A 15,740-nucleotide genomic window follows, 5' to 3' on the forward strand; every position below is an offset into this window, starting at 1 on the left:
GGGAAAAAAAGGATTGTTCCATCGTCATCAAGTTAGACATTGACCCGCGAGAGGCCGCTTTAGCAAAGTGTCCCTCGAACGGTTCAACGTTTAGCAGATGGGGGAGCTTCCTTTTTTATTGTTTAATGTTAGTGAGAATTTTTTTGAAGAACCGAGCTCATTCCCGCTATAAGGTCGTTGACGGGCGGAGCGACTGCCGGAAAAATACGAGAGCACCGATCCCCATTAATACATACAGACCTGCCATTGCGTATGAAGGCAGAAAGGCCCCAATCGTCAGCCCAAGACTCCCCAGCAGAGCGGCCGCATTATAACTCATGCCGTCAGCAGCCATATAGGCAGCACGGTCGGAGTCGGGAATCATGCCAGCAAGCATGACATGACGGACAGGCGCATACATGAGCTCACCGATGGTTAGCAGTACAGCGGATGTGATAAGCAGCCAGGCCCAATTGCTGAAAGCGAGCACGGCGAAACCAGCAGTGTACAGACACATGCCGACGGTCATGATATATCTGGACTGGAAACGCCCCATCCATTTGGAGAATGGAATGGCCACCAAGGCTACGAGTACAGTGTTGATGGCCATGATCAGACTGAACATCTGCAGACCTGTGATGTCCCAACGGAACAGATAGGCGCTGAATTCACTTTTGAGACGAACGGCGATGTATTTATCCATTTGGAATTCCAACGAGACAGCCAGCACTGTTGCGGTGAAAAACACCATAAAACGTTTGTCCCTAAATACACCGCCATACGTTTTCAATATATTCCTATTAATCGGGGCATCAAGCTGATTGGAGTGTCTACTATCCATTGTTTCATGAATAAAGAACAAGAGAATAAATAGTGTAATCAGGCTCTCCATGCATACCAGACTGAACAAAATGAAGCGGAAGGACTCGAACAATAACCCGCCCATCAGCGCACCAATCGTAACGGCAACGTTAGTGGTCCAATATTGCAGCCCATAGACATAATGACGCTCATGCTCACTGCTCACGTCTACAATCATGGCATTGGCAATGGGTCCGGTAATGCCCGAACTGATGCTGCTAAGCAGAAACATAACACAAGTTAAAGGTACGGAGTCCATCCATGGGGAGTTGGCGGCAGTCAGCCAGAACAGGGCGAATACCTGCAGCAGTTGGGCGATGACCATCAGTTTCTTACGTCCGACTCGGTCAGACCAGTATCCTGCGCCTAAGCCAACGATCATGGAGGCCACAATATTAACGGTTAACAGTATACCTGCCCAGCCTGCACCAATCTGGACACTCAGATAAATTGCCATAAACGGAATAATGGATTTCTGAGTCAAATCCGTAAAAAAATCTGTAATGATGCGAATTTTGATGTTGCGGTGCAATTCAGTGTATTTCATATGTAACTCTCTTCCTCTCCTGCTGGTCTTGTCGATGTACCTGAGTATAATGGAGGAAAACCTGAAGAAAAACTGTAAACGCACAAGGATGTATTTCGTATTTTAATCAGTGCAGGGAAAGGTGGGGGATTTGTGGAGGTCATCGAACATTACATACAGTTGCGTAAGGCCTTTCCGAACGCAGATGAGGAGGAGGAAATACACACAACGATTGGTGAACTTGCGAATCATTTATGTTGTACGATGCGCAATATGAATCTGATTATGAACAAATTTATGGATCATGGCTGGATCAGATGGAGCCCACAGCGTGGCAGAGGGAAAACATCAGTGCTCGTATTTTGCCATCCCCTGATACAGGCTGCTCAGGAACGATTCGACCGACTTTTACAGGGGAACAAGCTGGAGGAAGCCTATGCACTGGCATCAACACTGCCATTTTCGATCAGAGAAATGTTGATGCAAGGATTGCGGGGACAGTTCGGCCTGCGTTCTGATCAAGGCGCTCGTGGAAGGATTGATACGCTGCGTATTCCACAGGAAACTCCCTTTGAGACATTGGACCCGTCTCAGGCAGCGATGTGGGGAGAAGTCGGAATTATTGCGGAGGTATTTGATCGCTTGGTGCAGTACAACGCTGAGCGTCACGTCTGTGAACCGAGCCTTGCTGTTGCGTGGGAGAGCAATGAGGAGGGAACAGAGTGGACCTTTTATTTGCACAAAGGCATACTCTTTCACCATGGCAGGATCCTTGATGCGGAGGACGTTAGATACACGTTTGAACGGATTATTTTCGATCAGGAAAGCCCCTGCAGACCGCTTTTTGGCTCCATTCATCGTATAGAGACACTGGATGAGCTTACGGTGTGCTTTCTGTTGCGTTACCCCAATTATATGTTTCCGGATCTGATGAGCTGTATGAATGCTTCCATCTTGCCCCGTGATATGGAGCTGGACCCGATGCATCCGATTGGTACGGGACCTTACCGATTGACGCGCAATCATCCCAAGCTGCTTGTATTGGACGTATTCCCTTCCTATTTCAGGGGCCGGGCTTATATTGATCGCGTTGAAATATGGCAGCTTCCCCAGTCGGGTCTGGTGGAGTCGGTGATCAAACAGAACTTGTTTCCGGACGGACAAGCTCGTTCGGTGCAGCATGAGGTTCAGGGCGGTGTGTACATGACGTTTAATATGCGAAAAGAAGGACCGCAGCAGGATCTATACTTCCGCCAGGCTGTTCAGCAATTAATGGATCCACAGGAGATCGTGAGGGCATTGCCACGAACAAATGTACAGGCTGCAAATAGCCTGATCCGAGATAAGTCCGGGATGATCGAACAAACAGATAAAAATGAGCATTCGGAACAAAATGAACCCATGAACCGCCCCGAACAATTAGAGCACAATCATCTTTTTCTTCCACAGGCATCGAGGCCGCGACGACCTGTACCTTTTGCTGATTCTTCTCTTGCACGAGCTTCAAAGCTATTACAACGCAGTTGCTACGCAGGACAAGTTATAATTGTGTGGGTAGAGGAAGGAGAGAAAATGGAGACGGATATGGCCTGGTTCGCACAGCGCTGTGAACTGATTGGACTGAAGGTGAGTGTTATGCCAGGTAATCCGGTAAATGCCGTATACCATGAAGAGTTTGCTTCTTGCGATCTGATCTATACGGGTGAGGTGTTCGATGACCATCTCACATTGAGTCTGCTAACAATGTATACCTTCCAGAATACGCTCCTTCTCATTGCGCTTGACGACCAAAGGAAAAGGGAGTTGGAACACAAGTGCAGACAAGTCGTTATGATTCAGGATACTGCTGAACGTTTGCGCAGGCTAGAGGTGTTGGAGGAACGACTCATTCAAGAGGCTTTGCTTCTGCCCGTGTACAGTTTCAGGGAAGAGCATGCACACCATGCTTCGCTTCAGGATTATCGTATCCTTTCCTTCGGCATGCCTGATCTACGTCGATTGTGGGTGAAGCGCAGTTCGATCACGGACCAAGATACAGCAAGTTATCCGGCGTACATTCCATTGTGGTAACTGTTTAGTCACCACAATGGGATAGTCCGGTCGGGGATACTTTTATACTGAAGGTGTCTTTATAAATTCAATTGGATTCGTGCCCGGTTCAAGCAAAAACGGAATGGATACAGAGCTTATGTTATCTTGTTCATCGGTCTTATACGTGAAAGTGACATTTAGGCCAAACAGGGTAAGCTCCACAGAAAACGTATCATTCCCTGTGTATTCCATAGGCATTTCAATGGCATTCATTGTAGCCTGTAACCCATCATTCGAATGTTGAATAACGATTTCTCCGTAACCCGGATGGCTATAACTTCCCGCATACGAATGGATAGGACGATCATGAGGATGAACCTGAGCCTCCACTGGTTTTTCCTCAACAGAGCTTTCTGAAGTCGTTGGTGTTTCTGTGATATTTGTATCAGTTTCAGATTCATTCGATTCTCCAGCCACTAATTTGGCTACTCTTCTGGTCCAGTCCACGGGCTCCATTTCAAGCAAACGATCAATAACGTTAAAAGAAATGGTGTAGGGTAGAACACTCCCATTGGTATTGCAAAGGACAACCACACCGATCTGTTCCTCTGGTAAAAAGGCGACCTGTGAAGCGAATCCATCGATTGCTCCGCCGTGATGAATCATGGCGTGTCCGCGATAAGAATCAATCATCCAGCCCAGGCCGTACGTGCTAACAGGCAGCTCTTTGCTGTGGAATGGTGAGTCACAGGGCATTTGCGGGCTGTGTGTGACCGCCAATTGTTCTTTGGAAATCAGTTGTTTCCCATCTTGTTGACCGTGATTCAACTGAAATTGTACCCAGGCGATCATATCGACCAGATTGCTGTTAATGGAGCCAGCAGGCCCTACGGCATCTATTTTTCGAAAAGGGATTCGTGTATTCTCTCCATTTAGATCCATATAAGGGAAGGCGAAGTCAGGTTGAAGTTGCATCTCATCAACAGAGAAGACACTTGAATTCATCCCGAGTGGGTTAAACAGGGACTCCTGAACAACATTCTCCCATGAAGTTCCTTTGAGTTGCCCCACCAGATAACCAGCGGCCATATACATCAGGTTTTGGTATTGCCACTTGTTCCGAAAGTCCTCATTAGGCTCCAGATACTGAAGCGCGTTTACGAGTTCTTCTCTGCTCCGTGATGAGTTGTACCATACCATCTCGTGCCTTGGAAGACCGGAACGGTGACAGAGCATATCGCGGATGGTCAGACGTTCCGTGGCTACCGGATCGAACATTTTGAAGTCTTTCAAATACGTTTGAACAGGCGTATCCCACTTCAGCATGTCCTGATCGACGAGCATGGCGGCGGTTGATGCTGTGAAGGCTTTGGTACTTGAACCGATCGCGAATAGGGTATGGGGTGTGACCTCAAGCTTGGACTCCAGATCGCGATAACCGTATCCTTTTTGCAAAACGACTTCATCCTTGTGGATGATCGCTACTGCCACACCTACGCCTTTCCAACGTTGAAGCTGCTCTTCCACAAAATCATCCAATCCATTCATCAATGAGTGAAAGTAGGTAGTATTCATTATTTTCCTCCAATTTAAAATAGAGTTGCACATCCATTAAGCTGCCTAGTAGAAGTATGTAATTACATTGGTTGGGTTGTTATCTGTATTTACTATGAGGAATCTGGTTGAATTTTACATCCTACCCGAGGCTGATTTTATAACCCAAATAGAGTATCTTGGCATTTGAAAAGGGAATGCTTGTCAAACTAGTCCGCATATATCGAACAAGTCCCTCATAACATGTACTAATCAAGTAGGGGTTCTGCTGTACGCACAATCCTGAAGTGAAAACATGTGCTAAAGGGGATGATGTCATGCGCCGAATATCATGGATGCTTGCCATGGTATTGGTCTTATCGACCTTACTTGCCGCCTGCGGGAAGAAGGATGCGGCAGCCGTGGTCAAAGATCTGAACGAAGTCGTAGGAGAAATGGAAAGTTATCAGGGGGCAGGCGTGATGACGCTGCATACCGGAGATACGCCGCAGCAGTACAAGGTCGAGGTATGGCATCAAAAGCCTTCGTATTATCGTATCGCGTTAACGAATGCCAAAAAGGATGTAACGCAAATTGTACTGCGCAATGATGAAGGTGTATTTGTCCTGACGCCGAGCCAGAACAAAAGCTTCCGTTTCCAGAGTAACTGGCCGGATAACCAAGGCCAGGTTTATCTCTACGAGACGCTAATCCGCAGCATTACAGGTGATTCGACCCGCCAGTTTGCCGATGAGAAGGAAAGCTATGTATTCGATGTAGCTGCCAACTATAATACACATGCATTGGTCAGACAGAAAATATGGTTGAACAAAAGCGATTACGCTCCAAAACAGGTAGAAGTATCCGATTCGAATGCCAATGTGGTAGTCGATGTGAAGTTCGATAGCTTCAAATTTGGTACCGAATTTGAGAAAGACGCATTTGACATGCAGCGTAATATGACTGCTGCTTCAGAAAATGGTGGCAAGGGCGGTACTGGCACAGGAGCAGCTCCTGCTGGGGAGGGTAAAGAGACTACCAATCCTCAAGCAGCAACAGAGGAAGGTTCTGCATCGAATCCGAGCGGAACCGTTAGTGACGGACAGACAGGCGTGAGCGATAATGCCGAGCAGCAAGGTTCAGAAAATCCAGCCAGCGGGCAAGGAACCGAAGAACCTACATCGGCCGAGCCGGAAGGTTCAGATAGCTTCGGGGTTATTCAGCCGACCTATGCACCGGAAGGCGTCAAACTGAAAGACGATCAGATCGTGGAAGGATCAGGAGACTATTCGGTTATGCTTCGCTATGAAGGGACGTATAATTACACGATTTTTGAGGCGCGGCCACAGGACAGAGCCGTATCGCTTGCGCCGTCCAGTGTCGTTGATCTTGGGTTCACGCTTGGTATGCTGAGCGGAGACGCCTTGCAGACACTTACATGGATGACGGACGGAGTGGAGTACAGAATTACGAGTGCAGACTTGCCTGTCAATGAGATGATCCAAATTGCAACCTCCATGCAGGAAGAGTCTGGGAAATGATTTGGAAAGTATAGACGTCCTGACATAAGGAATGCTAAGAAGCATCGGAGATATTCTCCGGTGCTTTGCTGCATATAGAGGTCATCTTTCCTGTTTTATAGCCGTGATTCACAGGATTTGATTTCGGTTGAGCCTGTGTGTATCAACAGCCCATGACCCTGCGTAAGATAAGCAAGGATTAGGTCCGGTGCACTCAATAATGCAAAACACGCTTCTACGCGGGAGGAACCGGGTAAATAATACGATATAAGCAGATAAGTTACGTTATGGAGAGATGAATATCTCATTCATGGTCTGGCTTATGGGTCTTATTCCGATTTTGCTCCCGACTTCAGATAGTGCTCCTGTATGTGTTTTGGACTGCAGATCTTCCGTTCATTTGACAGTCACATGCTTGAGCATTACGATGGAGTCTGACGTGAGCCGGATTAAGATGATTAGAGAAGGTGACTTAACGTGCAAGAACAATATCGGCCGACCCAAGCGGAAATCAATTTGGATCATTTGTGCAACAACGTGGACGCTTTCCGTGAAACATTGCCGCAAGGCAAGAAACTGCTCGCTTGTGTGAAGGCAAACGCCTATGGACATGGAGCAGTGGAGATGGCCAGAGAACTGGAACGAGTTGGCGTGGATTACTTAAGTGTAGCTTTTCTTGACGAAGCGCTTGAATTGCGACAACACGGAATTACCCTTCCGATTCTGGTATTGGGTTACACACCGCCAGAAGGCATCGCTGAAGCCTGGAAACATGATGTAACCATTACGCTGTTCAGTAGGGAAGTACTCGAAGCCATTCAACATCTGGAGACGGGCACATCCTCTCGTAAGCTCAAGGTTCATATCAAAATCGACAGCGGCATGGGCAGGCTAGGCCTGCTGCCTGGCGACGAGGCGCTTGCTTTCATTCTGGAAGCAGCCAAGCTGAAGCAGGTTATGCTGGAAGGCATGTTTACCCATTTTGCCAAGGCGGATGAACAAGACAAGACCTATACACTGGAGCAGTATCGACGGTTCCAAGGCGTGGTTGATGCGCTGCGGGATCAGGGATGTGTCATCCCGATTATACATACGGCGAACAGCGCCGCTACCATTGATACGCCGGAGTTATCCTACAATATGGTACGTGTGGGAATCAGTCTGTACGGATTGTATCCTTCGGATGAGGTGAATCATCAGGTAGTGAAGCTGTCCCCGGTATTGACACTGAAGACGAAGGCGGTTCTGGTCAAAACACTGCCTCCCCACTGGGGTGTCAGCTACGGAACCCGTTATGTAACACAAGGGAACGAACGAATAGCGACCCTGCCAATCGGCTATGCAGACGGATTTTCAAGAATGCTGTCAGGTAAAGCACAAGTACTTGTGCGCGGCCGCCGTGTTCCCGTCGTCGGTACGATCTGTATGGATCAGTGTATGGTGTCGCTACAATCTTTTGCAGCAGAAGCAGAAGAAATTCAAGCCGGCGAAGAGGTTGTTCTCATTGGTCACCAATCGGGTGCAGTCATAACTGCATACGAGGTGGCATCTCAGCTCGGTACGATTCCCTACGAAGTGATCTGCATGATGGCGCACCGAATCCCGCGGGTTTATACCCGTAATGGAGCAGTAGTCGCCAGAATCAACCCTCTTTTGACACCCTGACAGCTTGACTGGACGCTATTACCATTAAACTTTTTTTCAGAACAGAAGGAATACTGTCGGAGCATCTCGAATTATGAATGAAGACTGGGATGAAAAATCCTGAAAAGAGATGTTTGGTCTGTACGAATATTGTTCCCCGTGTTTATAATGGAGTACAGCATACTTGATATACTCGGGGCATATATATTCCTTTGTATAAAAGTTCTGGAAAAACGTAATACTGGTTCACAATGGCGAAAGGTTTGTGGGGGTGGAAGAAAGGTGGCCAACTTGCAGAACACCAAGCGGATCATGATCAGTTTGCCTGATTATCTTTTGCAAGAAGTGGATGGCATCGTAGCGCTGGAGAATTCCAACCGCAGCGAATTGATTAGGCAGGCCATGAAGCTGTATTTGACGGAGCGTAAGAAACGTTACATCCGTGAATCGATGCAGCGAGGATACATGGAGATGGCGAAGATTAACCTCACCATGGCATCCGAGGCCTTTCACGCGGAGGAAGATGCGGACAGCACTCTGGACCGCTTAGTTAGCGGGGTGTAGACATTGATCGTAAAACGCGGTGACGTTTTTTTTGCGGATCTTTCTCCCGTTGTTGGTTCCGAGCAAGGTGGAGTCAGGCCGGTTCTGGTCATCCAGAATGACATCGGCAACCGGTTTAGTCCTACGTGTATTGTGGCGGCGATCACCGCCCAGATCCAAAAGGCAAAGCTGCCGACGCATGTGGAGATTGATGCGGCGGCACACGGCTTTGACCGGGACTCGGTTATTTTGCTCGAACAAATACGGACAATTGATAAGCAGAGGCTGACCGACAAGATTACCCATCTGGACGAGGAGACCATGAAACTGGTCAACGAAGCCTTACAGATCAGCCTGGGTTTAATCGATTTTTAAAGGCATGAGGCAGTTGTTTCTTTGTTCTGCCGTGCCATCCGTAGGCAATGGATGTTCCTTGCAGGAACACACAATTTCAGATAGCAATCAAAAGAGCGTACAACAGCCTAACGGCCGGGGTACGCTCTTTTGATTAAAGCTTCATGAAAGCGTAGAACATTGCGAAGCTTTTCGTTATAATGATACCTGAGAAACCGTTTACGTCAATCGACATATATAGAGGTGGAGGAGACATATGAGCATTTATATTGACCAGGAGAAGCTTCAATTTCATCTACAGACTCAAAAGGCAAGCTATGTATTCCAGGTACTGCCTTCGGGATATTTGGTACATTTGTATTATGGCAAAAAACTTCGCGATACCGATCTGAGCTGGCTTCATGTACGTACGGAGCGTGCCTCGTTCAGCCCGAATCCGGTACCGGAAGATCGGACAATCTCCTTCGACACATTGGCGCAAGAGTTGCCAGTATACGGTACAAGTGATTTCCGTAATCCGGCAATCCAATTGGAGCTTGAGAACGGTTCTACCGTTTCGGAATTTACGTATACAGGCCATCGACTGATCAAAGGAAAGACAGCGCTTACGGGGCTGCCGGCAACTTATGTGGAGTCTGACGATGAAGCCGAGACACTCATCGTTGAACTGGAAGACCGTGTTGCAGGGGTCAAGATTGAACTTAGCTACACGGCATTTGCGGCATTTAATGCCATCACGCGTTCCATGCGTATCGTTAATGAGAGCGCTACCTCAGTGAAGATTGTGCGTGCACTCAGTTCTTCCGTTGATTTCCCGCATGCCGATTACGAATTGCTGCAACTGTCAGGAGCATGGACGCGTGAACGTGACATCGTTCGCAGACCACTTGCTTCCGGTCTGCAAGGCATCGAGAGCCGTCGCGGCTCAAGCAGCCACCAGCAGAACCCGTTCATTGCATTGATGACACCGGGTACAGACGAAGATCAGGGTGAAGTCTACGGGTTCAGCCTTGTATATAGCGGCAGCTTTACGGCACAGGCGGAAGTGGATCAGTTCCACACCACTCGCGTATCGTTGGGAATCAACCCGTTTGAGTTCAGCTGGAAGCTGGATTCGCAGGAGTCATTCCAGACGCCTGAGACGGTTATGGTCTATTCGGATGCAGGTCTGGATGGCATGTCTCAGTCATATCATGAACTGTATCGCGAACGCCTTGCGCGTGGCAAGTTCCGCAATGCAGAGCGTCCCGTTCTGGTCAACAACTGGGAAGCGACCTATTTCGGCTTCAATGCAGATAAGATTGAGCAGATCGCCCAGGCAGGCAAAAAGCTTGGTATTGAACTGTTCGTATTGGATGACGGATGGTTTGGACATCGGGACAGCGATAACTCGTCACTCGGTGACTGGATTGTGGACAAGAACAAACTGCCACAAGGGCTGGATGATTTGGCAAATCGGGTGACCAGTCTGGACATGCAGTTCGGACTATGGTTCGAACCTGAGATGATTTCGCCTGACAGCGACTTGTACCGTGCTCATCCGGACTGGTGTCTGCATGTGCCGGATCGCCGCCGCACGGAAGGGCGCCAGCAGTTGGTACTCGATTTCTCCCGTCAGGATGTGCGTGATGAGATTGTACGCATGCTAAGCGATGTGCTTGGATCTGCGCCGATCACTTATGTGAAATGGGACATGAACCGGAATATGACGGAAGTGGGTTCTGCATTGCTGCCGGCAGACAGACAGCGTGAGACTGCGCATCGTTATATGCTTGGATTGTACGAAGTCATGGAACGTATTACTTCAGCGTTCCCGAATATCCTGTTCGAAAGCTGTTCAGGTGGTGGCGGCCGTTTTGATCCAGGTATGCTGTATTACATGCCGCAAACGTGGACAAGCGATAATACGGACGCAATATCCCGTCTGCGAATTCAATATGGTACAAGCCTGGTGTATCCGGTAAGCTCAATGGGTTCGCATATCTCTGCTGTACCTAATCACCAGGTCAACCGTATTACTTCTCTAGAGATCCGTGGACATGTGGCCATGTCGGGTAACTTTGGATATGAGTTGGATTTGACTCGTTTCACTGAGGAAGAGAATGCCATCGTGAAGGCTCAGGTTGAGCTGTACAAGGAAATTCGGGGAACCATTCAATATGGGACGTTCCGTCGTTTGCTTAGTCCGTTTGAGGGAAATGAAACGGCATGGATGTTTATTGCTCCAGATGGCAGTGAAGCCGTTGTATTCTACTTCCGTGTGCTGTCTGAACCGAATGCACCGCTCCAACGTCTGAAGCTGAAGGGCCTGGATCCTGACGCGGATTACCGCCTGAAAGGTGGTTCCGAGACGTTTACCGGGGATGCGCTGATGTATGGCGGGATTTCCGTAGGCCGTGCATCGGGAGACTACCTGAGTGAAATGTTCCGATTCGAACGGGTATAATAAACTGAGGTTAATGCAGTGTTTGTCAGGGGAGACCGGAAGACGTCGTGGAGACGGTTTTCGGTCTTTTCTCATGGCGTAGACGAAGGTTTGATTTGTAATCTCAATTGTAAGAACTTGTAACCTGGACGAATGCTGGAAATCTGAACGGGATTTTGTGATAATATAGGGGAGAGGAATCTGCATGAATGCAGGTTCGATACTGTGATTACAGCAGCAAAGCTGCCCTGAACAAGCTTCAACTGAACGATTCAGGAAGGAAAGAGGGATTTATTTGTCTGAACAGGAAACGGTTCTGGAACCCAATGAAGAAACAATAAAGGCAGAACGCCATGAACGAATCATCAAACAGGTAGCCAAGGAACTGTCACTGTCCTTGAAGCAGGTCCGCACAACGTCGGAGCTTCTGGACGAAGGCAATACCATTCCATTTATCGCCCGCTACCGTAAAGAAATGACTGGAGAGCTGGATGAGAACCAGCTGCGGCTCATTGAAGAGCGCATCGTATACTTGCGCAATCTGGAAGACCGCAAAGTGGAAGTCATCCGTATTATAGAGGAACAAGGCAAGCTGACCGGAGAACTGAAACAATCCATCACGCAGGCAGTCAAGCTGCAGGAAGTGGAGGACTTGTACCGTCCGTTTCGTCAAAAGCGGAAAACCCGTGCCAGTGTGGCGAAGGAAAAAGGTCTTGAACCACTCGCTCTCTGGATCTGGGGTCAACCGAAGCAAGGGAATGTCATGGAGGAAGCTGCGCGTTATATCAATGCTGAACTTGGGGTAGAAGATGCAGAGATCGCACTTCAGGGAGCCAAAGATATTTTGGCTGAGAATATTGCAGATGATGCTGCTATTCGTGCATGGATTCGTCGTTATACGCTCGATCATGGCATGCTGACTTCGGAAGCGAAGGATGCTGAGCAGGAGTCTGTATATGAGAACTACTATGATTATCGTGAATTAGCCAAAAAAATGCCGCCTCACCGTATTCTCGCCATTAACCGCGGTGAACGTGAAAACATTTTGAAAGTGGGTCTGGACGTGCAGCCTGAACCGGCCCACCGTCATATGGAAGGACAAATTATCAAGGGTGCGTCTGCTGTCCAGGACGTTTTGCGTGCTGTGATTGAAGATGCTTACAAACGATTGATTGCCCCTTCGATTGAGCGTGAGGTTCGCGCAGAACTGACGGAAAAAGGCGAAAGCCAAGCGATATCCGTATTCTCGGCTAATCTTCGCAATCTGCTGCTTCAGCCGCCGATTCATGGTAAACGTGTGCTTGGTGTCGATCCTGCTTACCGTACGGGTTGTAAACTGGCTGTGGTCGACGATACGGGCAAGCTGCTGGAAGTGGCTGTTACGTATCCAACGCCACCACACAACAAGAAACGTGAAGCTGCCGAGGTGTTCCACCGGATGATCAAGCAATATGATATTGGATTGATTGTCATCGGTAATGGTACCGGATCCCGTGAAACAGAACAGTTTGTTGCCGAGATTATTCAGGAGAACGGGGACGAAAGTCTTGTGTATCTGATCGTCAATGAAGCTGGAGCGAGTGTGTATTCTGCATCCAAACTGGCCCAGGAAGAATTCCCGGATCTTGACGTTGCTGAGCGGAGTGCTGCTTCAATTGCCCGCCGGGTGCAGGACCCGCTGGCTGAGCTCGTTAAGATTGATCCCAAAGCCATTGGTGTAGGTCAATATCAACATGACGTATCTCAAAAGATTTTGGAAGAAAGCTTGAAGGCTGTTGTGGAATCCGCAGTTAACCATGTGGGCGTGGATGTGAACACGGCTTCGCCGTCACTGCTGTCCTATGTTGCGGGTATAAATGCCACGATTGCCAAAAATATTGTGAAATATCGCGAAGAGAACGGCCGATTCACGAATCGTCGCCAGCTGCAGAAGGTGCCTCGTCTGGGCGCCAAAACCTATGAGCAATGCGTAGGCTTTATGCGGATTGGTGAAGGGGAGAACCCGTTGGATCGCACACCGATTCACCCTGAATCGTATAAGGTTGTTGACCAGCTCTTTAAGGAGCTTCAGGTTGAGTTGGACAAGCTGGGCAGCAAGGAACTGTCTGTTCTCCTGTCGGAGCAGCAACCGGAACTGCTGGCTGTGAAGCTGGGTGTGGGTGTGCCTACACTGCGTGACATTCTGGACAGCTTGCAGCGTCCGGGTCGTGACCCGCGTGAAGAAATGCCGCTGCCGATCTTCCGCACGGATGTGCTCAAAATTGAAGATTTGGTGGAAGGAATGGAGCTTCAAGGTACGGTTCGTAACGTGATTGACTTTGGTGCTTTTGTTGATATCGGCATCAAGAGTGACGGACTCGTCCACATTTCACAGCTGAGCAACGGTTACGTCAAACATCCGATGGATGTTGTATCTGTCGGGGATAATGTAACGGTATGGGTGATGAACGTGGATACCAAAAAAGGCCGTGTCGGCCTCACGATGAAGAAGCCTGCTTCTTCCAAGCAGTCTTCCTAATTCAGGCACAATGATCGGAGAACAGCCTTCCCTGTAATGGGAAGGCTGTTTGTGGTCGGTTATAATAGTACTGTTGCCCGTACTGTATTCTTAGAAGGAATTTTATGATAGAAGTGAGAGCTTGAAGTGGACGGAGAGAGTGGCGTCAGATTATTAAAGTTCGCTGTCCGCGCTGCGCGGGGTGCCGCTTGTCGGTTTGTTTCGGTAAAAGAACCAGCATTCGTTCAGCAGCTTGATCTGTCTGCTGTCCTTTTTGTGAAATGCACGCATCAGTTGATTGCAAAGCCATTGAGGCAAAGGTATCTCCTCCTCTTGCATAATTCATCTGTACGTTAGCATATGTGGCAATAGCCTGGACTGTGCGGATTAACCCGGGAGGAACTCGGAAAATTCAATATCTATGCGGATATGGATTAAAGGGCGGACCTATAAAAAATGAAAAAAAAGCACAATCCCCGCTTTTAGGAGATGCGCTTTTGGTTCCATTCTGAAATAAAAATAAGTCCAAAGTGAATTAGAGTGATTCCAACTCTTCTTCATACCATTGCTCTAATTGTGCCTGAAGCGCCCGGATCTCCGTGAGCAGGGAAATCAAAGGATATTCACTCTCTTGTAGTGCTGAGAAGCTTTGTTCAAGCGCATTGATATAATCAAGGCCTCCGATGATGGAAAGTTGCTCGTCCAGGAGATCAAGATTGTCACATTCAGCGATTGCCCAAGGCAGAACAGGTACATCTGCTGCGGTAAGTTTGTCAATCTCTTTGTGCAGGCGCAGGTTGAGCGCACTGAGTTGATAAGCGTAATCGGCAGGCATTTCCACAAACTGCAATTGCTGTTCCTGCTGCAGGATGACGTAGCGCATTGTAGGCATAACGAGTAATAATCTCCCCTCATACATTCTACTTGACAGTGTAGCCTACGAAACGGTTAAAATTCAAGTATTATGGCGGAAAAATCAATAGCCGAAGCGGTTGTGAAAGGAGGGAACCGATGGAAAATGAGGAATTGCAACAATGGATTGAGCAGGTGTCACTGGACCATTTCGGGGTTCCGTTCACTCACGAGGCACTGTTTAACCGCCGTCTGACCACTACAGGTGGGCGTTATATGCTCAAGAGTCACCGCATCGAAATTAATCCTCATCAGCTTGAAGCCTATGGGCGGGAAGAGGTTGAGAAAATCATCAAGCATGAGCTGTGCCACTACCATCTGCACATTCGTGGACGCGGCTACCAACACCGGGACCCTGAATTCAAGGCTCTGTTGCAGAAGGTGGGCGGTTCGAGGTTCTGTCAGTCCCTTCCGGATGGAAAGGGAAGAAAGCCATTACCCTATCGTTATAAACTGGTGTGCAAGAGCTGTGGCACGGAATATTTGCGTAAACGAAAAGTGGACCCGAAGAAGTACCGCTGTGGTCGATGTGCGGGCAAGTTAGGGATTCAGACTATCTGAGGTGAACGTTTTCGGGCAACAACCTCGTTACACCGGGCTATATTCATGATGCTCCCGAGTGACCTTCTATGTGAGTTTCTAAAGCTTATTAAGAAAGTCACATAAGGAATGTTGACTTGGAATATTAATCATGATAAATTTAGGTTATTCAAGATCAATATTCCCTGATAGCTCAGTTGGTAGAGCACTCGACTGTTAATCGAGTTGTCACAGGTTCGAGCCCTGTTCGGGGAGCCATTCTTGGAGAGATACCCAAGTGGCTATAAGGGGACCCTCTGCTAAGGGGTTAGACTGCGTAAGCGGTGCGAGGGTTCGAATCCCTCTCTCTCCGTTCTGATTTACTTCTCTGTACAA

At 48.3% G+C, this 15,740-nt stretch carries 12 protein-coding genes and 2 tRNA genes; 10 read left to right on the top strand and 4 right to left on the bottom strand.

What is annotated here, in order from left to right; translation table 11 throughout:
• Positions 1-166: 166 nt before the first annotated feature.
• A complete protein-coding gene (locus tag MHB49_RS07765) occupies positions 167-1,387 on the bottom strand; it encodes an MDR family MFS transporter (protein ID WP_405155690.1) in 1,221 nt (406 codons plus the stop codon).
• Positions 1,388-1,519: 132 nt separating this feature from the next.
• On the opposite strand from MHB49_RS07765, the gene MHB49_RS07770 reads away from it, so the two are divergent.
• Positions 1,520-3,436 carry an ABC transporter substrate-binding protein gene (locus tag MHB49_RS07770; RefSeq protein ID WP_405155691.1) on the top strand — a complete coding sequence of 639 codons (1,917 nt, stop codon included), beginning with the start codon at positions 1,520-1,522 and terminating at the stop codon, positions 3,434-3,436.
• Between the two features lie 42 nt (positions 3,437-3,478).
• On the opposite strand, the gene MHB49_RS07775 is transcribed toward MHB49_RS07770, so the two are convergent.
• Positions 3,479-4,972, bottom strand: a complete 1,494-nt coding sequence (locus MHB49_RS07775; protein WP_405155692.1) for a serine hydrolase — start codon at positions 4,970-4,972, stop codon at positions 3,479-3,481.
• A gap of 296 nt (positions 4,973-5,268) precedes the next feature.
• On the opposite strand from MHB49_RS07775, the gene MHB49_RS07780 reads away from it, so the two are divergent.
• From MHB49_RS07780 to MHB49_RS07805, 6 genes are all read left to right on the top strand, one after another.
• A complete protein-coding gene (locus tag MHB49_RS07780) occupies positions 5,269-6,471 on the top strand; it encodes an outer membrane lipoprotein-sorting protein (protein WP_247901305.1) in 1,203 nt (400 codons plus the stop codon).
• Positions 6,472-6,927: 456 nt separating this feature from the next.
• The gene (gene alr, locus MHB49_RS07785) at positions 6,928-8,115 is read left to right on the top strand and encodes an alanine racemase (RefSeq protein WP_405155693.1); all 1,188 of its coding nucleotides are present in this window, start codon (positions 6,928-6,930) and stop codon (positions 8,113-8,115) included.
• Positions 8,116-8,376: 261 nt separating this feature from the next.
• On the top strand, positions 8,377-8,658 hold the full coding sequence (locus tag MHB49_RS07790) for a CopG family ribbon-helix-helix protein (RefSeq protein WP_024630715.1): 282 nt from the start codon (positions 8,377-8,379) through the stop codon (positions 8,656-8,658).
• 3 nt (positions 8,659-8,661) lie between these two features.
• Positions 8,662-9,012: a type II toxin-antitoxin system PemK/MazF family toxin gene (locus MHB49_RS07795; protein WP_024630714.1), complete on the top strand. Its 351-nt coding sequence runs from the start codon at positions 8,662-8,664 to the stop codon at positions 9,010-9,012.
• 235 nt (positions 9,013-9,247) lie between these two features.
• On the top strand, positions 9,248-11,437 hold the full coding sequence (locus MHB49_RS07800) for an alpha-galactosidase (protein WP_405155694.1): 2,190 nt from the start codon (positions 9,248-9,250) through the stop codon (positions 11,435-11,437).
• Positions 11,438-11,711: 274 nt separating this feature from the next.
• Positions 11,712-13,934: a Tex family protein gene (locus tag MHB49_RS07805; RefSeq protein WP_405155695.1), complete on the top strand. Its 2,223-nt coding sequence runs from the start codon at positions 11,712-11,714 to the stop codon at positions 13,932-13,934.
• Between the two features lie 153 nt (positions 13,935-14,087).
• Here MHB49_RS07805 and cmpA read toward each other — a convergent pair whose 3' ends face one another.
• Complete coding sequence (cmpA, locus tag MHB49_RS07810) at positions 14,088-14,231, bottom strand: cortex morphogenetic protein CmpA (protein WP_090808144.1); 144 nt, start codon at positions 14,229-14,231, stop codon at positions 14,088-14,090.
• Positions 14,232-14,448: 217 nt separating this feature from the next.
• Entirely contained in the window at positions 14,449-14,805 is a 357-nt protein-coding gene (locus tag MHB49_RS07815) for a hydrolase/acyltransferase (RefSeq protein WP_405155696.1), read from the bottom strand.
• Positions 14,806-14,924: 119 nt separating this feature from the next.
• Between MHB49_RS07815 and MHB49_RS07820 the strand changes: the two genes are divergently transcribed.
• The 3 genes from MHB49_RS07820 (at position 14,925) to MHB49_RS07830 (ending at position 15,717) form a co-directional block, all read left to right on the top strand.
• Positions 14,925-15,386 carry a SprT family protein gene (locus MHB49_RS07820; RefSeq protein WP_405155697.1) on the top strand — a complete coding sequence of 154 codons (462 nt, stop codon included), beginning with the start codon at positions 14,925-14,927 and terminating at the stop codon, positions 15,384-15,386.
• A gap of 161 nt (positions 15,387-15,547) precedes the next feature.
• A tRNA-Asn gene (locus tag MHB49_RS07825) sits at positions 15,548-15,623 on the top strand.
• 5 nt (positions 15,624-15,628) lie between these two features.
• Positions 15,629-15,717, top strand: a tRNA-Ser gene (locus MHB49_RS07830).
• Positions 15,718-15,740 lie beyond the last annotated feature (23 nt).

This window comes from Paenibacillus sp. FSL K6-0108 (genome assembly GCF_045040695.1).
In the GTDB taxonomy this organism is placed as follows: domain Bacteria; phylum Bacillota; class Bacilli; order Paenibacillales; family Paenibacillaceae; genus Paenibacillus; species Paenibacillus pabuli_B.

Bases quoted from the DNA above. Each gene is read 5' to 3' on its own strand.
- MHB49_RS07765 (WP_405155690.1), bottom strand. From the start codon at position 1,387: ATGAAATACACTGAATTGCACCGCAACATCAAAATTCGCATCATTACA.
- MHB49_RS07775 (WP_405155692.1), bottom strand. From the start codon at position 4,972: ATGAATACTACCTACTTTCACTCATTGATGAATGGATTGGATGATTTT.
- MHB49_RS07780 (WP_247901305.1), top strand. From the start codon at position 5,269: ATGCGCCGAATATCATGGATGCTTGCCATGGTATTGGTCTTATCGACC.
- MHB49_RS07800 (WP_405155694.1), top strand. From the start codon at position 9,248: ATGAGCATTTATATTGACCAGGAGAAGCTTCAATTTCATCTACAGACT.
- MHB49_RS07815 (WP_405155696.1), bottom strand. From the start codon at position 14,805: ATGCCTACAATGCGCTACGTCATCCTGCAGCAGGAACAGCAATTGCAG.
- MHB49_RS07820 (WP_405155697.1), top strand. From the start codon at position 14,925: ATGGAAAATGAGGAATTGCAACAATGGATTGAGCAGGTGTCACTGGAC.